Source organism: Myxococcus faecalis, assembly GCF_050039385.1.
GTDB lineage: Bacteria > Myxococcota > Myxococcia > Myxococcales > Myxococcaceae > Myxococcus > Myxococcus fulvus.
The window spans coordinates 3,128,459-3,148,508 of the sequence record NZ_CP144336.1 but is presented as its reverse complement, the minus strand read 5'-3'; the positions used below and the strand labels follow the sequence as shown (position 1 = coordinate 3,148,508).

18 protein-coding genes are annotated in these 20,050 nt (G+C 71.4%); 10 read left to right on the top strand and 8 right to left on the bottom strand.

What is annotated here, in order from left to right:
* Positions 1–39: 39 nt before the first annotated feature.
* Both VZQ01_RS12345 and VZQ01_RS12340 read left to right on the top strand, forming a co-directional pair.
* The gene (locus tag VZQ01_RS12345; RefSeq protein ID WP_426747900.1) at positions 40–894 is read left to right on the top strand and encodes a metallophosphoesterase family protein; all 855 of its coding nucleotides are present in this window, start codon (positions 40–42) and stop codon (positions 892–894) included.
* 33 nt (positions 895–927) lie between these two features.
* Complete coding sequence (locus VZQ01_RS12340) at positions 928–2,538, top strand: adenylate/guanylate cyclase domain-containing protein (protein WP_408887957.1); 1,611 nt, start codon at positions 928–930, stop codon at positions 2,536–2,538.
* Here the strand turns inward: VZQ01_RS12340 and VZQ01_RS12335 are convergent.
* Entirely contained in the window at positions 2,528–2,911 is a 384-nt protein-coding gene (locus tag VZQ01_RS12335; protein ID WP_046711388.1) for a hypothetical protein, read from the bottom strand. The two genes, VZQ01_RS12340 and VZQ01_RS12335, sit on opposite strands and share 11 nt — an antisense overlap.
* Before the next feature lie 188 nt (positions 2,912–3,099).
* Entirely contained in the window at positions 3,100–4,179 is a 1,080-nt protein-coding gene (gene rlmN, locus VZQ01_RS12330) for a dual-specificity RNA methyltransferase RlmN (RefSeq protein ID WP_223746478.1), read from the bottom strand.
* A 167-nt stretch (positions 4,180–4,346) separates the two neighbouring features.
* Between rlmN and VZQ01_RS12325 the strand changes: the two genes are divergently transcribed.
* The 3 genes from VZQ01_RS12325 (at position 4,347) to VZQ01_RS12315 (ending at position 8,331) form a co-directional block, all read left to right on the top strand.
* On the top strand, positions 4,347–5,837 hold the full coding sequence (locus VZQ01_RS12325) for a glutamate-cysteine ligase family protein (RefSeq protein ID WP_426747899.1): 1,491 nt from the start codon (positions 4,347–4,349) through the stop codon (positions 5,835–5,837).
* A 114-nt stretch (positions 5,838–5,951) separates the two neighbouring features.
* Positions 5,952–7,379, top strand: coding sequence for a hypothetical protein (locus VZQ01_RS12320; RefSeq protein ID WP_223784798.1), 1,428 nt, complete (start codon positions 5,952–5,954; stop codon positions 7,377–7,379).
* Between the two features lie 205 nt (positions 7,380–7,584).
* On the top strand, positions 7,585–8,331 hold the full coding sequence (locus VZQ01_RS12315) for a TolB family protein (RefSeq protein WP_426747898.1): 747 nt from the start codon (positions 7,585–7,587) through the stop codon (positions 8,329–8,331).
* A 58-nt stretch (positions 8,332–8,389) separates the two neighbouring features.
* Here the strand turns inward: VZQ01_RS12315 and VZQ01_RS12310 are convergent, their stop codons facing one another.
* From VZQ01_RS12310 to hemG, 3 genes are all read right to left on the bottom strand, one after another.
* Positions 8,390–9,169, bottom strand: a complete 780-nt coding sequence (locus VZQ01_RS12310) for a LytR/AlgR family response regulator transcription factor (RefSeq protein ID WP_223784800.1) — start codon at positions 9,167–9,169, stop codon at positions 8,390–8,392.
* Positions 9,166–10,221 carry a sensor histidine kinase gene (locus VZQ01_RS12305; protein WP_141324242.1) on the bottom strand — a complete coding sequence of 352 codons (1,056 nt, stop codon included), beginning with the start codon at positions 10,219–10,221 and terminating at the stop codon, positions 9,166–9,168. The genes VZQ01_RS12310 and VZQ01_RS12305 overlap by 4 nt, the downstream gene beginning before the upstream one ends.
* Before the next feature lie 253 nt (positions 10,222–10,474).
* A complete protein-coding gene (gene hemG / locus VZQ01_RS12300) occupies positions 10,475–11,860 on the bottom strand; it encodes a protoporphyrinogen oxidase (RefSeq protein WP_426747897.1) in 1,386 nt (461 codons plus the stop codon).
* A 96-nt stretch (positions 11,861–11,956) separates the two neighbouring features.
* On the opposite strand from hemG, the gene VZQ01_RS12295 reads away from it, so the two are divergent.
* Positions 11,957–12,655, top strand: coding sequence for an SDR family oxidoreductase (locus tag VZQ01_RS12295; protein ID WP_228556728.1), 699 nt, complete (start codon positions 11,957–11,959; stop codon positions 12,653–12,655).
* Positions 12,656–12,672: 17 nt separating this feature from the next.
* On the opposite strand, the gene pdxH is transcribed toward VZQ01_RS12295, so the two are convergent.
* Positions 12,673–13,257: a pyridoxamine 5'-phosphate oxidase gene (gene pdxH / locus VZQ01_RS12290; RefSeq protein ID WP_267697780.1), complete on the bottom strand. Its 585-nt coding sequence runs from the start codon at positions 13,255–13,257 to the stop codon at positions 12,673–12,675.
* Between the two features lie 77 nt (positions 13,258–13,334).
* Here pdxH and glgA point away from each other — a divergent pair, with 77 nt between their 5' ends.
* Genes glgA through VZQ01_RS12275 form a run of 3 tightly spaced genes read left to right on the top strand, consistent with a single transcriptional unit; the run spans position 13,335 to position 16,197 of the window.
* Entirely contained in the window at positions 13,335–14,768 is a 1,434-nt protein-coding gene (glgA, locus tag VZQ01_RS12285) for a glycogen synthase GlgA (protein WP_426747896.1), read from the top strand.
* Between the two features lie 35 nt (positions 14,769–14,803).
* Positions 14,804–15,721, top strand: a complete 918-nt coding sequence (locus tag VZQ01_RS12280; RefSeq protein WP_046711397.1) for a serine/threonine protein kinase — start codon at positions 14,804–14,806, stop codon at positions 15,719–15,721.
* On the top strand, positions 15,721–16,197 hold the full coding sequence (locus VZQ01_RS12275) for an LEA/WHy family protein (protein WP_223746326.1): 477 nt from the start codon (positions 15,721–15,723) through the stop codon (positions 16,195–16,197). The genes VZQ01_RS12280 and VZQ01_RS12275 overlap by 1 nt, the downstream gene beginning before the upstream one ends.
* A gap of 3 nt (positions 16,198–16,200) precedes the next feature.
* On the opposite strand, the gene VZQ01_RS12270 is transcribed toward VZQ01_RS12275, so the two are convergent.
* On the bottom strand, positions 16,201–17,544 hold the full coding sequence (locus VZQ01_RS12270) for a hemolysin family protein (RefSeq protein WP_223746327.1): 1,344 nt from the start codon (positions 17,542–17,544) through the stop codon (positions 16,201–16,203).
* Between the two features lie 54 nt (positions 17,545–17,598).
* Between VZQ01_RS12270 and VZQ01_RS12265 the strand changes: the two genes are divergently transcribed.
* Positions 17,599–18,381 carry a hypothetical protein gene (locus VZQ01_RS12265; protein WP_426747895.1) on the top strand — a complete coding sequence of 261 codons (783 nt, stop codon included), beginning with the start codon at positions 17,599–17,601 and terminating at the stop codon, positions 18,379–18,381.
* 3 nt (positions 18,382–18,384) lie between these two features.
* On the opposite strand, the gene VZQ01_RS12260 is transcribed toward VZQ01_RS12265, so the two are convergent.
* Entirely contained in the window at positions 18,385–19,938 is a 1,554-nt protein-coding gene (locus tag VZQ01_RS12260; RefSeq protein WP_426747894.1) for an LVIVD repeat-containing protein, read from the bottom strand.
* Positions 19,939–20,050: the final 112 nt, after the last annotated feature.

Genomic DNA, 20,050 nt, shown 5'->3' with positions numbered 1-20,050 from the left:
TGTCCGCACCCGGCCGCCCGTTCCCGGGCGGGAGTCTTGATGCGCTTCATCCACTGTTCCGACGTCCACATCACCGACGACTACTTCGCGCTGCCCCTGCGCAAGCTCGGCTGGCGCCGCTGGGTCGCGCTGGCCGAGCTCACCGTCGGCGGCCGCGCGAAGCGCTACGCCCGCGCCCCCCACTCCCTCTCCGCCATCGCCCGCGAAGTCGACCGCCACGCCGCGGACCACTTCATCCTCTCCGGTGACCTCACCGCGTACGCGCTCGACAGCGAGTTCAAGGGCGCGCGCCAGGCCCTCGGCCCCCTCGCCGACGACCCGAGCCGCTGCACCATCATCCCCGGCAACCACGACGTCTACACCCCCGGCAGCCACCAGAAGGGCCGCTTCGCCAGCCACTTCGGCCACCTGCTCCACAGCGACCTTCCCGAACACCGCCGCGAGGGCGCCTTCCCCTTCGTGCGCCTCGTGGGCTCCGAGGCCGCCGTCGTGGGCCTCCTGTCCGCCCGCGTCCCCGCTTCGCCCGGCCTCTCCTTCGGCGTCATCGGCGACGCCCAGCTCGACGGCCTCTCGGCCCTGCTGAAGGACCCCCGGTTGGACGGCCGCGCCGTCCTCGTCGTCGTCCACCACGCCCCCCTCACCCGCAGGGGACGCGCCGACCGCTGGCACCACGGCCTGCGCGACGCCCAGGCCTTGCTGCGGCTGCTCCCAGGCCCCCGCCACGCCGTCCTCCACGGTCACATCCACCAGCGCTACCACCACCCCGCCACCAACGAGCGCCCCCACATCTTCGGCGCCGGCTCCTCCACCGAGGCCGGCCACGAGGGCTACTGGCTCATCGAGGTGGCCCACGGTCAGGTCGTGGGCGGCCAGCCCCACACGCCGCCCCTGTGACAACGCCGCGTCCTCGGCGGTAGAACCCGCCTCATGACGCATCCGCTGGCCACGGACCTGAGCCTCGAGGAATACAAGACGCTGCGCGCGCTCCACCGCGCGGTGGATGACCTCCTCGAGGAGAGCCTCCGCGCGCGTGAGAACCTCACGCAGACCTTCCGCCGCTGCTTCCCGCCCATCCTCGCGCTCACCGGCGCCCGCGCCGTGGCGCTGACCACGCGCGACGAGGACCTGCGCACCCGCACCTGGCAGGAGGGCGACTGGGGCGGAGACTTCCCCGGCCCGCTGCTCGACGGCGCCCCCGGACCCCAGCGAATCGGAGACGCGACGCTCGTCACCCAGCCGCTCGACGTCGCCGGAGACCCCGTGGGCTCCTTCGGTCTGCTCTTCTCCGGAGACCACACGTCACCGGAGGCCTCCGCCCGCGCCCTGCGCCTGCTCGACACCATCGCCGAGCAGCTCGACACCGTGCTGTGCCTGGTCCACACCGCGTCGGAGAAGCACCAGCTCATCATCCAGTGCAACGCGCACCTGGCCAACCCCGTGTTCGAGGTGGGCATGGACCAGGCGGTGCTCACGCTGGCCCAGCGCGTGCGCGTGCCCTCCTTCCTCCTGCTCTACCGCGACGCCGTGCGCCCCCAGGTGCTCCACTACCGCCTGTACCGCAACGGCCACCTGGAGTTCGAGAGCGGCGAGCAGCCCAGCCAGGACGTGGAGCGCGCCCTGCGCCAGCACGGCCACCGCCTGTTGTCCGAGGAGGTCTCCGCCCTGCGCCAGCTGCTCCCCGGCCGCACCACCGAGGCGGTGCTCATCTCCGGCTCGGCCTCCAGCGAGCCGTTGGGCAAGATCGCGGTCGCCTGCGACGAGGGCTTCTCCGCGTACACGATGGACCTCTTGCGCGTGCTGGCCTCCACGCTCAGCCAGCGCCTGCTCGACTACAACCGCGAGCGCATCCACCTGTCGCAGTTCTTCCCCACCAGCATCATCGACGCGCTCCTGCAGGACCCCAACTACGCGCAGCACCTGCGCGCGCAGGACCAGGAGGTGGGAATCCTCTTCGCGGACATCAACGGCTTCACGCGCATCTGCGAGCACGGCTTCGACAGCCCGCGCAACATCGGCCGCTTCGTGGACGAGTGGAGCGCGCGCGCCGTGGACTGCATCTGGGAGCACGGCGGCGTGTTCGACAAGATGGTCGGCGACTGCGTCATCGGCCTGTTCGGCCCGCCCTTCTTCAAGTCCAGCCGCAGGGAGCGCGCCGAGGCCGCCGTTCGGGCCGCGTGCGACATCCAGGCGCTCACCGCGAGGCTCGGAGCCCGCGAGGAAGTGGCCGCGCTGTGCGAGCGCGTGAAGCTCCCCGGTCTGGGCGTGGCGGTGGGCGTCAACCTGGCCCACGTCAACTGCGGCCTCTTCGGCCCCAACCGTCAGTACACCGCCTTCTCCAGCGGCATGAACCAGGCGGCGCGCCTGCAGTCACTGGCGGGCTTCCGCGAGACGCTCGTCATGGCGAGCGCCCGGGACGTGCTGGTGGACTCCACCGAGCCCTTCATCCAGGGCCTGCGCTTCGGCGCGCTCACCGAGACGCCGGTGAAGAACGTGGCGCAGCCCCTGCGCCATCACCGGCTGGACAGCCTCACGCCGTGAGGTGCGAGGCCGCGTAGCGCCGGGAGAAGTGGATCCACCGGCGCTCGTCCACCTCCACCTGCCACTCGGAGTTGGGCGTGAGCGGCAGCCGCTCCTTGAGGAAGCTCTCCAGCTGGTCCGCCGCCTTCACGGGCGTGAGCCCCGGCGCGCGGAAGGCGATGTGCAGCAGCACCTCCAGCCCCGCGGAGACCTCCACGCACGCGCTGATGCGCAGCGGGCCCACCCGGCGCTGGTAGAGCGTGTTCTGACCCGGCCATACGGCAGGGTCCGTCTCCCGGCGCGCGGCCGAGAGCCAGTTGGACGGCTGGAGGATGAAGTCGAGCAGGTCGCTGCTCGCTTCTTCCGTCGTCGAATGCTCCTGGATGGAAAGCATCGCCCACCTCCCCGGGGAAGCCGATGGAAAGAATGTGCCCACGGCCATGGAGCGTGCAAGAGCCCCCCCGCGGAAACCTCGCGGGTGTCCTCCAGCGATACAAGATGAGGGTGTGGGTCCGGAGCTCGGCACAAGGCCTCCGGCGGCGCGACGTTAACGGGCGCGGCTGACATGCGCGCGCGAGCGCGTCACGGGCTGGTGGGAAGTGAACGGCGCGAGCGTCGCTCCACGGCGGACTTGAGCTGACCACAGCCCGCGTCGATGTCGATGCCCCGGCGTTGACGCACGGTGCTGGGGACACCGTGCGACATCAGCACGTCCTGGAAGGTGCGCACCGACTCGGGGCGGCTCGGCCCGCCGTCGTAGCCCACCGTGGGGTTGAGGGGGATGACGTTGACGTGCGCGTCCATGTCACCCAACAGCGCGCCCAGCGTGTGGGCGTGCTCCACCGTGTCGTTGCGTCCCTCGATGAGCGTCCACTCGAAGAAGATGCGGCGCTTGCGTCGGGCGATGTAGTAGCGGCACGCGTCCATCAGCTCCGCCAGCGGCCAGCGTCGCCCCGCGGGCACCAGCGCCGCGCGCTCCGCGTCCGTCGCGCCGTGCAGGCTCACCGCCAGTTGCACCGGTCGGTCCTCGTCCGCGAGTCGACGGATGCCCGGCACCACGCCCACCGTGCTCAGCGTGATGAAGCGCGGCGCCAGGGCCAGGCCCAGCGGGTCCACCAGGACATCCACCGCGGCCAGGGTGTTGTCGTAGTTGTGCAACGGCTCGCCCATGCCCATGAGCACGACGTTGCGCAGCGTCTCGCCCGACTCGCGGAGGATGCGCTGCACGTGGAGAATCTGTCCCACGATTTCGCCGGGCGTCAGGTGACGCGACAGGCCCATCTGCCCCGTGGCGCAGAAGACACAGCCCATGGCGCACCCTGCCTGGGTGCTGATGCACACCGTCGCGCGGCCCTTGAAGCGCATGAGGACGGTCTCGATGGTCTGTCCGTCCTCCAGCTTCATGAGCAGCTTGTGGGTGTGGCCGTCGGAGCTGAACGCCTCGTGGTGCGTGGTGAGCTGTCCCAGCCGCGCGCGCTCGCGCAGGGCCTCGCGCAGGTCCGCGCGCAGCCCCTCCACCTCGTCCAGCGCCCGGGCCTGCTGTCGGTACAGGCCGGACCAGAGCACGTCGCGGTGGTGGGGCCGGTAGCCCCAGTCGGACAGCAGCGCGCCGAGCGCGGGCCGCGTCAGGTCGTAGAGGTTGGTGGGCGTGTCGGACGGCATGGCCAGGACGCCAGATAACACACCCGGGCCCCTCGTCACCCGGGTGCCCCGGGATGGAAGACGGGCGTGCCTCCGGAGCGGACGGCCCGAGGCAGTCCCGGCGGCCGGGCCGGCGAGCCCCTGGCGAGTGCTGCCGGTGCGGGCGACCGTGCACAGGTTGTCCGCGCATGGGGCTCTCCATCCAGCAGGAGCAGTTCGGTCCGGAGGACTTCGAGCGCTTCTCGCGCAGGCTCGACGAGAGCCTGGAGGCGCTGCGCGTCGTCCTCGCCAGGCCCGGCTTCGGCGAAGGACCGACGACGATTGGCGCGGAGCTGGAGTTGTTCCTCGTGGACGACCGGGGCTTCCCGCTGCCGATGAACCAGCAGGTGCTCGCGCGCACGAAGGACCCGCGCGTGACGCTGGAGATGAACCGCTTCAACCTGGAGGTCAACCTGCGCCCGGGGCCGCTGGCGGGGCGGCCCTTCACCGCGCTCCGGGCGGAGCTGGAGGACGCGCTCGCGGAGGTGCGGCGCGCGGCGGCGGTCGAGGGCGCGCGGGTGGCGGTGATTGGAATCCTGCCCACGCTGCGCGAGGCGGACCTGGGCAAGGGCGCGCTGACGGCCCAGCCGCGCTACCGCGCGCTGAACAACGCCATCCGCCAGCGCCGAGGCAAGCCCATCGAGGTCGCCATCCGGGGCGACGAGGAGGCGCTGACGCTCGCCTGGGACGACACGACGCTCGAGGGCGCGAACACGTCCCTCCAGTTCCACCTGCGCGTGACGCCCGCCGACTTCGCGCGCCTGTACAACGCCGCGCAGCTGGCCACCGCGCCCGCCTTGGCCATCAGCGCCAACTCGCCGCTGTTCCTGGGGCGCAAGCTCTGGGACGAGACACGCGTGGCGCTGTTCCGTCAGTCCGTGGATGACCGGGGCGAGCCGGGCGAGGGCGGCTTCCAGCCCCACGGGCGCGTGACGTTCGGCCACGGCTGGGTGCGCGAGGGCGCCTACGAGCTGTTCGCCGAGTCGGTCGCGCTGCACGCGCCGCTGTTGCCCGTGGTGGGGCACGAGTCCCCGCTGGAGCACGCGGCCTCGGGCCGTCCGCCGGGGCTGGAGGAGCTGCGGCTGCACCAGGGCACCGTGTGGTCCTGGAACCGGGCCGTCTATGACCCGAAGGACGCGGGGCACCTGCGCATCGAGCTGCGCGCGCTGCCCGCGGGGCCCTCCGTGGTGGACATGGTGGCCAACGGCGCGTTCCTCCTGGGCCTGACGCTGGGGCTCGCCGAGCGCATCGACGCGCTGCTGCCCGCGCTGCCCTTCGCGCACGCCGCGGGCAACTTCATCCGCGCCTCGCGCAAGGGGCTGGACGCGGAGCTGCTGTGGCCGGGTGAGTCCGCGCCGAGTCCCCGCGTGGTGCCCGTGGTGGACCTGGTGCGCAGGCTCATCCCCGTGGCGCACCGCGGGCTGGTGTCCGCGGGCGTGGAGGCACAGGAGGCGGACCGGATGATGGAGGTCATCTCCCGCCGGGTGGACACGCGCAGGACGGGGGCGCGCTGGCAGCGGCAGGTGCTCACGCGGCTGGAGGCGGGCATGCCCCGCAGGGACGCCCTGGCGGCGATGCTGGAGCGCTACCTGGACCTCACGGCCTCCGGCGCCCCCGTGCACGACTGGCCGGTGGAGTAGGCGCGGGCGGGCGGGCGGCCTCGGGAGGACCCCCTCCGTTGCGAGCCGGGCGCGGCTGGGGCGAATATCCGGGCGCCCGCCACGTCAGCGGCAGAGGTCCTGCTCTTCGCACCCATGTTCCGACTCCTTCCTCCGCTGTTGCTGCTCGCTCTTTTGGGAAGTGCCTGCTCCACCCTGCGAGGTCGCGCCGACGAGCTGGCGCGCAACGGCCAGTTCGTCGAGGCCGCCAGCCTCTATGACGACCTCGTCGCCAAGGACCCGCATGACAAGTCCCTGGTCATCGAGCGCGATGGCCTGCGCGGCAAGGCGCTCAGCCAGCTGCTCGGCAACGCGCGGCGCTTCCGGTTGGACGGCATCGACGAGAAGGCCGAGGACGACCTGCTGCGCTTCCTCGACCGGCGCGTGCAGTGGAACGCGAAGCTCAGCGGTGGCCTGGAGAGCTCGCTCCTGGAGGAGATGGAGGGCACGCACCGGCACCTGCGCGCCGTCATCGTCGCGCCCGCGAGCCAGGGCCACGCGCTGACGGCGGAGGAGGCGCTCATCCGCAAGCGCCCGCTGCTCGCGCACAAGGAGATGGTCGGCATCCAGCGCGAGATGGAGTCCTCCGTGCTCCAGAGCGGCAAGGACACCTGCGGGCGCCTCAAGGCCGTGACGTCCGACACCGGCGCGCACTGGCGCGAGGTGGTGTCGCGCTACTGCCGCCACTGGCGCGAGCCCGCCCCCGAGCCCGCTCCGGCCCCCGAGCTCACCGGCGTGCCCACGTGGGAGGGCCAGGTGTCGGGCCTCGACTCCGCGCGCATGGCGCTCCTGCGCTCGCGGCTCGCGCGCGCCTACGAGCTGTCGCCCTGGTACTCGCCCGCCGCGAAGCCCCAGCCGGAGCTCTTGCTCGCCGGCCGCTTCGACACGCGCCGCGGCAGCGAGAACGTGGCCATGACGGCGCCGTACACGGAGCGCGTCCCCTACACCGACCACGAGGAGCGCAAGGAGACCATCGAGGAGCCGTTCGAGGCGGACGAGACGTACACCGACAAGGACGGCAAGACGCAGACGCGCAAGGTGACCAAGGTGCGCACGTACACGCGCAACTTCACCGTGCCCGTCACGCGCTACAGGGATGTGGCGCGCACCTTCGAGTACCACGCCCTGCGCCTGTCGGTGGAGCACCAGCTCACGCTGTCCTCCTCGGGGGTGCTGGACGCGCGTCGGGCCCCGCTGGCGACGGTGCTCCAGGACCACCTGTCCGAGTCCTCGCTGGAGCACGACGTCCACTTCGAGCCCGGTGAGATTCGCCCGCGCCGCGCCAGCTTCACCTCGCCCGAGGGCTGGCTGGAGCAGCGCGTGGAGCTGATGGCCCGCCGCTTCGCCGAGTCCCTCTCCGTCCACTGGCGCGAGTCCTACTGCGACGTGCCCATGCGCACATTGGACGAGGCTTCCCGCTGTGCACGCGCCGGCACCACGCTTCCCACCCCTGCGCACCAGCTCCTCTCGGAAGTGCTGGGTGACGACGCGGCGCGCATCCCGGCGCTGTTCGTCAACCGCTGACGCGGTGCGAGAGGCGCGTTGGGTAATCGGCGGGTCAATTGAGACTGGGTGGATTGTTCCAGCAGTCTGACGTGAAATACCCGTGAGTGCGGGTCAGACTCCTTTGTCAGTATTCGTACTCGGCAGCGGAAATTTTCACACAGAGGACCGTATGCATCCGAATGAAGTCCGAAGCATCGCTCGTCGCGGGACACTCGTGATGTGGATGGCTTCTTCTCTGGCGCTGACCGCTTGCGGTGGCGCGGACATGGAGGCCGCATCCTCCGGCGGTGACGCCACCGTGGCGGAGCAGTCGCAGGGCGCCGTCGCGGACCGACGCATCATCGTCTACCTCACGCCGAGCCAGCAGCTGTACGGCGTGAAGGACGGCAAGTCGACGCTCATCGCCGAGCGCGCGAGCGCCCCGTCGGTGTCGCCGGACGGCAGCCAGGTGGTGTTCTCGAAGCTGCCCTCCTCGTGGAACGTGGGCCAGCCGGTGACCAGCGCGGAGCTCCACCTCTACAAGGCGAGCAACGGCAAGACGGAGCGGCTGACGACGGGCCATGACGACCAGAGCGCGTCGTGGACGCCGGACGGCAAGAGCATCCTGTTCCAGTCGAAGCTGCGCTCGGGGCTCGCGTCCTTCTGGCGCGTGAAGGCCAACGGGAAGAACCTGATGCAGGTGACGAACCGGAGCACGTCGCTCGCCACGGACCCCGCCTACGTGCCGGCTCCGGTGAGCAACACCCCCGTGCAGTGGGGGCCCAACCAGCGCCGCATCATCGTCTACCTCGCGCCGCAGACGACGACCACCACCGAGGTGCGGGTGATGAAGCTCGACGCCCAGGACAACGTCGCGTCGGCCTACAGCCTGGGTCAGGGCACCTCGCCCGCGTGGACCGAGGACGGCAACGTGCGCTTCCAGCGCGAGGAGAACGGCCAGCTCGTCGATGTCGAGGTGAGCGTGCAGTAGTCGCAGGTGAGGTGCGGCGCGAGCTGGGCGCGCCGCGACACGCGAGGGGGACCTGCGGTCAGCCCTCGTCCTCGGCGCCCTTGCGCAGACCCAGCATCCTTCGCAGCTCGCGCGCGGACTGGCGGCTGACCTCCACCGCGTGGCCCCGGGACGTGCGCGCCAGGTAGCCCCCCGTCTCCAGGGGCTCCAGCCTGGCGACGTGGCGCAGGTTGAGCAGCGCCCGGCGGTGGACCCGTTGGAACAGGTCCTGGGGCAGCTTCTCCGCCAGCTCGTTGAGCGTGAAGTCGGTGAGGAACTCGCCCTGCGCGGTGAACACCGTCACCAGCTCGTCATCCAGCGCCGCGTGGGAGATGGTCTCCGGGTCCACCAGGACGATGCCCTGCCGCGTGGGGATGGGCAGCCGCGCCAGCGCCCGGGCCTGCTGCGGCGGCTTCTCCGTGGGGGCGCCGTCCCCGCGGGCGCGGGGCTCCGCGCCGATTCTCGCGCGCACGCGCTCCAGGGCCTTCTGCAGCCGCGCGGGCTCCACGGGCTTCAAGACGTAGTCCACGGCGCCGTGCTCGAAGGCGTCCACGGCGTGCTCGGCGTGCGCGGTGCAGAGCACCACGCGAGGGCCGTCTTCCGGCAGCAGCGCGAGCGCGTCCAGGCCGCTGAGGCCGGGCATGTGGATGTCCAGCAGCACCACGTCCACGCCGCCCGCGCGCACCGCGGCGAGCACCGCCTCCCCGTCGGCCGCCTCGCCGCACACCCGCACGTCGGGCAGCGCGCCCAACAGTCGCGACAGGCGCTTGCGGGCGAGCAGCTCGTCGTCGGCGATGAGGACACGCAGGGGAGGGCTCACGTGATGACTCCTGGCAGGGGGCCCGAGCGGGGCAGGGTGACGGTGACACGGGTGCGCTCCGCGTCACTGGTGAGCGACAGGCGCGCCTGTTCGCCATAGGCCAGCGCGAGCCTGCGCTCCACGGTGGGCAGGCCCGCGCTGCCCTCGCGCGGCCCCCGGGAGGCGCCGGGGTTCTCGATGGCCACCGCCACCTGGCCGTCGCGCACCTGCACCTCCAGCGACAGCCGGCCCCGGTGGCCCGCGGCGGGGCCGTGCTTCACCGCGTTCTCCGCGAGCGGCAGCAGCACCAGCGGCGGCACCGGCACGTCCTCGGCGCCGGGGCGGATGTCCACCGCGAGCTGGAACAGCTCCGGGTCCCTGAGCAGGTGGAGGTCGAAGAGGGTGCGCATCAGCGCCAGCTCCTCGGAGAGGGGCCAGGTCGCCTTGCGCACGCCGGCGAGCACCGAGCGCAGCATGGTGGACAGCCTGAGCACCGCCGCCTCCGCCACCGCGCCGTCCTCGCGGCACCACTCGGCGATGGCGTTGAGCGTGTTGAAGAGGAAGTGCGGGTCCAGGTGGCTGCGCAGCGCGAGCAGCTGCGCCTGCTCCGCCTCCAGCGCGAAGCGGGCCGCGCGGGCGCGCTCCTTGGCCAGGGACTCCTCGAAGCCGATGTCCCGCCCCAGCCCCCAGCCGCCGACGAGGAACAGCGCGTTGCACACCATGAGGTTGGTGCGCTGGGTGAGGAACGTGGGCCCCATGTCCAGGAGCTTGGGCAGCACGATGCCCATCATCAGCACCACGCCGCTGCCCAGCGTGCCGTACATCAGCACGCGCACGCCGCCGTGGCTCAAATCCAGCCCGCTGGGGAAGAGGACCCGGTAGGTGACGGGGGCCACGCCCACGAAGACCAGGCACATGAGCACGCCCAGGTGCGGGGCGAGCGGCTCGCGGCTGAAGCTCACCTGCGCGGCGACGAGCGGGGCGCAGACGAGGAGGATGGGCACCAGCCTGCGGGGCTCCGCGAGGGCCCGCAGGGTGGCGCGGACGATGGACCCTTCGGGCTTCTCCGACATGCGCCCGGCGGAGCCTACACCGTCGGAGGCGTCACTGCTCGGGGGCCTTGTCCACGTCGAGCTCGAGCGCGTCGACGAGGATGCTTCCGGCGAGGACGACGGGGAACAGGACGATGGCGGCGGCGACGAGGAGGGTGGGGGGCATGGGGGTCTCCGGAGGCTGCGCAGCATGCATGCCCAGTCTGACGTGCCCCTCGTGCCCCACTGACCCGGTGGCGCCGGACGGTCGCCGCCCGGGGCCGAGCCGTCGCTTTCAGGCCCCCGCGTCCACCAGCGCGTCCGCGAGCGAAAGCCCGTTGCGGATGCAGTCGTTGAGGCCCACGCCCTTGTAGGCGTTCCCCGCCAGGTGCAGCCCGGGCAGGCGCGTGAGCGCCCGGTCCACGCCGTCCATCCGCTCCAGGTGACCCACGTTGTACTGGGGGATGCCCCGCTTCCAGCGGAAGACCTCGGTGAGCGTCGGCGTGGCGGTGACGCCCGCGAGCGCCCGCAGCTCCTCGCGCGCCAGCGCCACCAGCGCGGCCTCGTCCAGCGCCACCAGGTCCGGCCGCGTCGCGCCGCCCACCATGCACGTGTACAGCACCCGGCCCGCCTCCACGCGGAAGGGGAACACGGTGGACGCGTGGATGGCGCCGAGCAGGCGGCGCTTCTCCATCGGCGGCACCAGGAAGCCGAAGCCGTCCGGCGCGGGCGTCGTCCCCGCGTCGAAGCCCAGGTGCACCACGGCGATGGGCGCGTAGTCGATGCCGCCCACGCGAGAAGCCAGCTCCGCGTCCAGCAGCTCCAGGAGGCCCCGCGTCACGTATGCGGGCGCGGCCAGCACCACGTGGGACGCCTTCAGCTCCGAGCGCTGTCCCCGCTCGCTCACCGCGAGCCGCCAGCCGTCGTCTCCCCGCGTCAGGCCCTCCACCGTGGCACCGGTGTGCGCCGCGTCCCCGAGCGCCGTGCCCAGGGCGTCGATGAGCGTGCCGAGTCCGCCCTCGAAGGTGCTCAGCGCGCCGCTCAGCTTCGGCGCGGTGCTGCCCGCGGGCAGGGCCTTCTGCGCCTTCGCCTGGGCCTTCTGGGCGTGGATGGCGCCGAGCAGGAGGCTTCTGTGCTCGCGCTCCAGCTTCACGAGCTGCGGGAACGTGGCGCCCACGCTCAGCCTCTCCACGTCGCCCGCGAAGATGCCCGTCTGCACCGCGTCCAGCAGCACCCGCGTCGCCGTGGGCCCCAGATGCCGGCGCCCGAAGTCCGCCAGGGATTCGTCCACACCAGCCGCCGCGCGGCCGCTGAACAGCTCCCCCATCACCCGCAGCTTCGCGCCGAAGGGGAGGATGTCCGACTTCAGGAACGCCGGCGGCGATGCGGGCACCGAGCGCAGCTTCCCCCGCGTGTAGACATACCGCCGCTTCGCCGCCCCATCCGCCGCGCGAATCCTGTGTTCCAGATTGAGCGCGGATGCCAGCTCTCGCATGGCGGGCTCGCGGTCCAGGAAGCTGTTGGGGCCCGTCTCCAGGAGGAAGCCCTGCTGCGCGCGCGTGCCCACCGCGCCACCGAGCCGGGGGGTTGTCTCCAGGAGAACGGCATCCCTACCGCGGGAGCGCAATCGCCAGGCGACGACCAGACCTGAAATCCCACCTCCTACGACGGCGACAGTCATGGGTTGTCTCTCCTGAATCAAATTTTCCGGTGACCAGCGTGCACTCACTCGCGTCATTCGTCCGTGTTTTGCCAAGGACATCCATTCGGCGCGTTAATGAAGAGCATGCGCTACGTCATCACCGGAGCGAGCAGGGGCATTGGGTATGAGTTCGTCCAACAGCTCCTCGAGCGCGGCGACATCGTCGACGCCGGGGTGCGCACCGAGGAGGGGAGGCGGCGGCTGGAGCCGCTGAAACACGACTGTGCGGGGCGCTTGAGAGTCCATGCGCTGGACGTGGCCGACGAGGCGAGTGTCAGGGATTTCGCCGACGAGGTGCTGCTGGAGCCGGTGGATGTCCTCATCAACAACGCGGGCGTGCCAGGGTTGTGGTGCGCGCTGACGGACGTGGACTACGCGGACGTGGTGCGCACCTTCGCCGTCAACGCGCTGGGGCCGCTGCGTGTCACCAGCGCGCTGCTCCCGGGGCTCCTGCGGGGCCGCTCGCGCAAGGTGGCCTACGTCACCTCGCGCATGGGCTCGCTGTCGTCCAACAGCGACGGCGGCGCCTATGCCTATCGGATGTCCAAGGTCGCGTTGAACATGGGCGTGCGCAACCTGTCCAATGACTTGCGTGCCCAGGGCATCGTCCCCGTGCTCTTGCACCCCGGTTGGGTGAAGACGGACATGGGCGGGCCGGACGCGCCCTTGCCGCCACGCGACTCGGTGCGAGGGATGCTCAACGTCATCGATGAGCTGCGCGCGGAGCACAGTGGTCGCTTCTTCGACTACCAGGGCGCGGAGGTGCCCTGGTAGCACGAGGGGCCGCGTCGCTACGGGTAGAGCATCTGCGTGCGCCACGCGTCGCCGTCGCGCAGGTAGACGTGCCGGTCATGCAGCCGGCTGGGCTGGGCGTGCCAGAACTCGATGCGGTCGGGCACCACGCGGAAGCCGGACCAGTGCGGCGGGCGCGGCACGTCTCCTCCCGCGTAGCGCTTCTCCACGTCCTCCACGCGCGACTCCAATTCATCGCGCGAGCCCAGCCGCTGGCTCTGGAGGCTGGCCCACGCGCCCACCTGGCTGCCGCGCGCGCGGCTCCTGAAGTACTGGTCCGCCTCCTCGGGGGACACCACCTCCACGCGGCCCTCCACGCGGACCTGCTCGTCCAGGGGCTGCCAGTAGAAGCACAGCGCGGCGAAGGGGTGGGTGAGCAGCTCCTGGCCCTTGCGGCTCTCGTGGTTGGTGAAGAACACGAAGCCGCGCGCATCGAAGTCCTTGAGAAGGACGACGCGCGCGCTGGGGCGGCCGTCGGCGCCGACGCTGGCCACCACCACCGCGTTGGGGTCCACGGGGATGGCCTTCTTGGCGCGCTCGAAGACGTCCGCGAAGCGCTGGATGGGGTCGGGAGGTATCAGCACGGGCGCACCATAAGGGACGCGGACAGTGGGCGCACGTTCACGGTTGACTCATCCGGCGCAACCGTCATGGTTGTCACATGAAGATTCTCTTCATCTCCTCGGAGGTGGCGCCCTTCTCGAAGACGGGGGGACTGGGGGACGTGGCCGGCGCGCTGCCCGCCGCGCTCGCCTCGCTGGGTCACGACGTCAAGGTCGTCACCCCGCGCTACCGTGACTTGCGCGACGCCGGACGACTCGCGCCCACCGGACAGTCGCTCCAGCTGCGCTTCCCCTTCGGCGAGGTGGGTGGGCCCATCCTCTCCGCCCGCGTGGCGGAGGGGCTGGAGGTCCTCTTCCTGGAGAACGAGCACTTCTTCGGCGGCCGCCACGGGCTGTACGGCGACGCGGCGGGTGAGTTCGGCGACAACGCGCGGCGCTTCGCCTACCTGTCCGTGGGCGCGCTCCAGGCGGCCCAGCGCGTGGGCTTCCAGCCGGACATCATCCACGCGAACGACTGGCAGACGGGGCTGGTCCCGGTGGCGCTGCGGCGCGGCTTCCAGTCCACGTCGCTGTCGCGCGCCAGGAGCGTGTTCACCATCCACAACCTGGCCTACCAGGGGCAGTTCCAGAAGGACGCGATGGCGGACCTGGGGCTGCCGTGGGATTTGTTCACCTCGGAGGGCGGCCTGGAGTTCTACGACACCGTCAACCTGCTCAAGGGGGGCCTGGTGTTCTCCGACGCGCTCACCACCGTGTCGCCCACGTACGCGCGCGAAATCCAGACGCCCGAGCAGGGCTACGGCCTGGACGGGCTCTTGCGCCGCCGCGCCCACCGGCTGCACGGCATCCTCAACGGCGTGGACGTGCACGAGTGGAACCCCGTCACGGACCCCTACCTGCCGGCGCGCTTCGGCCCTCGGGAGATGGAGGGCAAGGCGGTGTGCAAGCGGGAGCTGCTCCAGCGCTTCGGCCTGCCGGAGGGGGACGCGCCCGTGTTCGCCATCGTCAGCCGGCTGGCGTGGCAGAAGGGCATGGACCTGCTCCTGGAGGCGCTGCCCACCGCGCTGCAGGCGGACATCCGCTTCGTGGGCGTGGGCAGCGGCGAGGGCCCCCTGGAGGAGGGCCTGCGCGCCCTGCAGGCCCGCTTCCCGCGCCAGGTGTCCGTGCACCTGGGCTTCGACCCGGCCCTGTCGCATCTGGTGGAGGCCGGCGCGGACTTCTTCCTGATGCCCAGCCGCTACGAGCCGTGTGGGCTGAACCAGATGTATTCGCTGCGTTACGGGACCGTCCCCATCGTCCGGGCCACCGGGGGGCTGGTGGACACCGTGGAGGGGGGGCTGGACGGCAACGGCATCCTCTTCGAGGCCTTCCACAAGTCGGCGCTCCTGGCCGCCTTCCGCCGGGCCCAGGCCCTCTACGCGGACCCGCCCCGGCTCGCGGATTTCCGGCGGCGGGGCATGGAGAAGGACTTTTCCTGGGATGTCTCCGCCCGGCGATACGAGGCCCTGTATTCAGCCTTGATGGCTGAATAGTGGGTGCCTGCGGAAAATCGCAGTAGGCTTGTGTCGTGGCGGATGCTCCGGACCTGGGTGGCTACGAGGTAGTCGGCCGACTGGCCGTTGGCGGCATGGCGGAGGTGTACCAGGCGCGAGCCCGGTCCACGACGCAGCGCTCGCCCGGCGAGCCTGACGAAGTTGTCATCAAGCGGTTGCACCCGTCGTTCCGCAACGACACGGCCTACGTGAAGGCCTTCGTCGACGAGGCGAAGCTGACGGTGCGCCTGCGACACGCGCACATCGTCCGGACGTTCCGCCTGTTCAAGGCGGGGCCGGACTACCTCATGGTGCAGGAGCTCGTCAGTGGCCGGACGCTCGGCTACATGCAGGAGCTCTTGCTCAAGGCCGGCGCGGCGATGCCGCCCGAGGCCGCGTGCTACATCGCGTGGTGCCTGCTCAAGGCGCTCGACTACATCCACCGGGCGAAGGTGGGGGAGAACGGCGCCACCATCGTCCACCGCGACCTCAACCCGGCCAACGTGCTCTTGGGCATCAACGGCGACGTGAAGCTGACGGACTTCGGCGTGGCGGAGGTGGAGGGGATGATGCGCGGCGACGCGGGCGCGCTGCGCGGCACGCTGCCGTACATGAGCCCCGAGCAGGTGCTGGGGCAGGCGGTGGACGCGCGCACCGACTTGTTCGCCGTGGGCATCATCCTGTGGGAGCTGTTCGCCAGCCGGCGGCTGTACTCGGGCGACAACGAGGCGGACCTGATGCACAAGGTGCGCGACGCGCGGGTGCCGCTGCTCTCCTCGGTGACGTCGGACCTGCCGGACTACGCGGGGCTGGTGGTGCGCAAGGCGCTCTTCGCGGACCGGGCGCGGCGCTTCCAGTCGGCGGCGGAGTTCATCAAGGCGCTGGAGGCGCTGGCCCGCCGGGCGGGCTGGCCCCTCACGGTGGAGGCGCTCCAGCCCCTGTTGGGCGGCTGATGCGCGCGCGGCTCCTCGTCCTCGGGGCATGGGCGGCGCTCGTCGGCCCGGGCTGCCTGGGCGCGGTGCCCCTCAAGCCGCGCGCCTACGACGAGGCGGTGCGCGTCGAGTCGCTGGACGTGGACTTCCAGGCGGACGGCTCGGGCCTGCTCGATGTCGGGCTCCAGGTGAGGAACCCCGCGTCGGACCCGGCGACGCTCACCGCGGTGGACTTCGAGCTGTGGGTGGACGGACGGCGCGTGGCCACCGGCCAGCAGCACGTGGACGCGGCGCTGGCGCCCCAGGGCGAGGTGCCCCTGCGCGTGCTCTTCCCGCTGGCCGCCGAGCGCGTGGTGCCGGTGACGGGGGCGGTGCCGGTGCGGCTGCGCGGCGGGGTGGTGCTGCGCTTCGGCGGCACGGAGCGGCGGGCGTCCTTCCGGGCCCAGGGCTCGCGCAAGCTCACGCACGTGCCCCCGCTGGAGGGCATGGCGGAGTGACGCTCAGGACTTGGCCGCGGAGGCCTCGGAGCGAGGCTCCTTGGGGCGCGTGTCCTTGCCCGGCGTGGCGCTCTTGAGCCGGGACATGCGCACGCGGTCGATGCGAGCGCCTTCCTTGTTGGCCACGACGAACTGCCAGCCGTTGTAGGTGAAGCGCTCGCCCACGTCCGGCAGGTGGCCGGCGAGCGACGACAGGTAGCCGCCCAGCGTGTCGAAGTCGCCCTCGGGCAGCGGGAAGCCGAACGCCTGGGTGAAGCTGTCCACCTCCATGGCGGCGTCCACCATGAAGCTGCCGTCCGCCATCTTCTCGACCTGCTTCTCCTCCACCTCGAACTCGTCGCCGATGTCGCCGACGATTTCACGCAGGATGTCCTCCAGCGTGACCACGCCCATGAAGCCGCCGTACTCGTCCACGACGATGGCCATGTGGATCTTCCGCTTCTGCATGTCGCGCAGGAGGTCGCCGATGGGCTTCATCCACGGCACGAAGTGCGCGGGGCGGATGATGTCCTGCAGGACGATGAGCTCCGGGTGCTGCAGGAGCGGGATGATGTCGCGCGCGTGCAGCACGCCGATGATGTGGTCCACGTCGTCCCGGTACACGGGGATGCGCGAGTGGTTCTCCTCGGCGAGCAGCCGCAGCAGGTCCTCGGAGGAGATGGTGCTGTCGACGGTGACGACCTCGGTGCGCGGCACCATGACGTCGCGGCAGCGCTTGTCGGACAGCTCGAAGATGGAGCGGATGAGCTGGGGCGCGCTCTTGTCCACCTCGTTCTTCGCGGCCTGCGCGGCGAGCAGCTTCTCCAGCTCCTCGAGCGGCGGCGGCGGCGGCTCGAAGCGCAGCGTGCGGCCGAAGGTGCGCGCCATCAGGTTGAGCACGCCGAGCACCACGCGCATGGGCGGGTAGAGCACCGCCACCAGCAGCGACACCACGCCCGACAGCCGCAGCGCCCAGCGCTCCGGGTTCGCGTTGGCGAGGCCCCGCATGGTGACCTCCATGAGGCTGGCCAGCACGCCGACGAACAGCGCGCCCGCGGCCACGGTGGCGACGGGCAGCCACGCGGCCTCACCGTAGCGCGTCAAATCCAGCATGCGCGGCGGGACGAACGCGCCGATGGCGGCGGCGAGGAACCCGCTGAGCAGGGTGCCCAGGCGCAGCGCGGTGGCGGTGGCCTCGCGCTCGGTCTTGTGGCGCAGCACGCGTCGGCTCGACGCGCCCTTGTGGGACTCGGCCAGCTCCTGTGCACGCAGGTCCGACGTTCCGTAGAGCGCGGATTCGGCCGCGGCGACCAGCGACCTGACGAAGCACAGCGCCAGGCAGGCGACCCAGAGGGCCCAGGTAGGCATAGAGCACCGTTCTTATCCCGTGCTAAGGGTCCGTTCCACCCCGCCGGAGCCCCGATGCCCGCTCGCATGTATTCCCTTGGAGCACTCCTGGCCCTCCTCGTCCCCGCGCTGGCCCTGGCGTGGCCGGTGGACCTGGTCCGTCCCCTGGACGTCGACAAGGAGCAGTTCCAGAAGCTGGCGGCCGTCGAGTGGGTGGAGGTGGAGGACCCCTCCGTGGCCCACGTGGAGGTGCTCCAGGGCAGCAACGAACTGTTGCTCAGTGGGCGAAAGCCCGGGCGCACGCTGATGCTCCTGTACGCGGAGGGGCGCTTCGCCGTGTGGCGGCTCACCGTGGGCAACCCCCCGGACGAGGACGTCACGCCCCGGCTGGCGGCGGCGCGCAAGGCGTGTCCGGACCTGAAGGCCACGCAGGGTGCGGAGCGGGCGCTGACGGCCACGGTGAAGGACGCGGCGTGCCGCGCGGCGCTGCTGGAGGTGCTGCGCACGGACGCCTTCGTCGCGCGGGATTTGGAGCTGACGTTCGACGTGCCGGCGCTCCAGGAGCAGCTCACGTCGTTCACCACCGCGCTGCAGCCGCTGGGGCTGGAGGCGCGCTACAGCGGCGCGGGGCTGGTGGTGTCGGGCTCGGCGAGCCGCGAGGACTGGCACAAGGCGCTGTGGGAGCTGTTCCGCCGCTCGGCGGGGCGGGTGCCGCTGGAGGACCGGGTGGAGGTGAAGGCCCCGGAGCCCGCGGCCGCCACGCCGGACGCGGGCCCCGACGTGAAGTCGGAGCCCCCGGTGGAGATTGAAATCCTCAAGCCGGCGCCGAAGAAGCCCGCGCGCAAGAAGGCGCAGTGAGGCTCAGGGCGTCTCGCGCAGGATGAGCAGGCCGCGCGAGGTGTCCACCGCGTAGATGAAGCCGTCCCCGGGCACGCGCATGCCGATGGCGCCGTCGTAGAAGCTCTCGCCGCGCATCGGGTCGTCCGGACGGAAGGTGTTGTAGTGGGCCACCTCGCGGGGGCTCTCCGGGGTGGACACGTCCAGCACGCGCACGCCCTCGTGGTACCAGGCGACGTAGAGCTTCGTGCCGGACAGCACCATGTTGTGGATGGAGACGTGCTGGCGCAGGCGGTACTCGCCGATGCGCTTGGGGTTCGCGGCGTCCGTCACGTCCAGCACGCGCAGGTGCGCGCCCCAGTCCTCGCCGCCCTCGAAGGCGATGAGGCGCTCGCCGTAGCGCGCGACGGCGCTGGCGTGGCTGTTGGAGTGCTCGTAGCGGTACGCGCCGAGCTGCCGGGGCGCGGCGTCGTCCTGCAGCGACGCGATGACGTAGCCGGCGCGCCAGAAGTTGACGTAGAGCCGCCCCTCGAAGGCGAACATGTCGTGGGGGCCGTAGGACGTCGCCGCGGTGAAGCCCGTGGCCTGGAACGTGCCCGTCAGCTGGGGGTCGAGCGGCTGGGAGATGTCATAGACGAGGACTTCTCCGGTGGGCGCGGGGGACGCGGCGAACAGGCGGTTCCCCTCGACGAACACCGTGTGCACGTTGGTGCGTGAGGTGCCCATCGCGCGCACCTCCAGCGGCTCGCCCGGGGTGCTGATGTCGAAGACGATGACGCCGCGCGAGTCGCTGGCGATGTAGAGCGCGTCGTCCTTCGCCCACACGCCGTTCCAGTAGTTGTCGTTCGCGCGGCGGATGTTGCGGGTGAGCCGGGGGTTGGCCGGGTCGCTCACGTCGTAGACGAAGAGGCCACCATAGAGGGACACGACGTAGGCGTGGCCCTTGGTGACGTAGACGTCGGCGGCGAGTCCCGCCGACACGGCGGTCTCGGACATCAGCTCCAGGCCGGAGGACACCGGCTCGCCGTCGCGAGGCGTCACCTTCCACGCGTCGAAGGTGCCCTCGCTCTCGAGCCGGCCGTTGATGCAGTCCACGTAGCAGCCCTGCAGCCGGTTCGGGGCGGGGGACTGGCAACCGATGAACGAGCGGCGTCGGGAGGTGGTGCCCGAGGTGAACGAGCCGGAGGCGAAGACGACGCCACCGGCATGCACCTGCCGCGTGTCGAGGGGCAGGCCGCCCGCGTACTGGTCGCCCGAGTCCGCCAGCCGCATCGATTGCGACGAGAAGGCGTAGGTGTTGCCGTAGCGGGGCGTGCGCGCGCGCACGTGAATCGTGTAGACGCCGTCGGGGTCCAGCGAGGCGAGCTGCCCGGGGGTGCAGCCGGTGATGTCGAAGCTGCCCAGGCTGCCGCAGGCGTTGGAGGCGGCGTCCACGCCGCAGGTGGCGAAGGGGCCCGTGTCCTCCCAGTCGCCCTCGTCGGCATCGCTGACGGGAGGTTGGGGCTCGGGGTCGGGCTTGTCCTTGCCGCAGGCCATCAAGGCCAGTGTCATCGCGGCCAGCATCGACAGGGCGCGCATGGGCTCATCCTGGTGAGTGGGTGTCGGGGGGGTCATATCGCGAAGGTGCTGGCCGTGCTTCGGGCGCGGTGCGTCGAGGTGCCGCGGCGCGCCGGGCTTGGGGTATGAACGC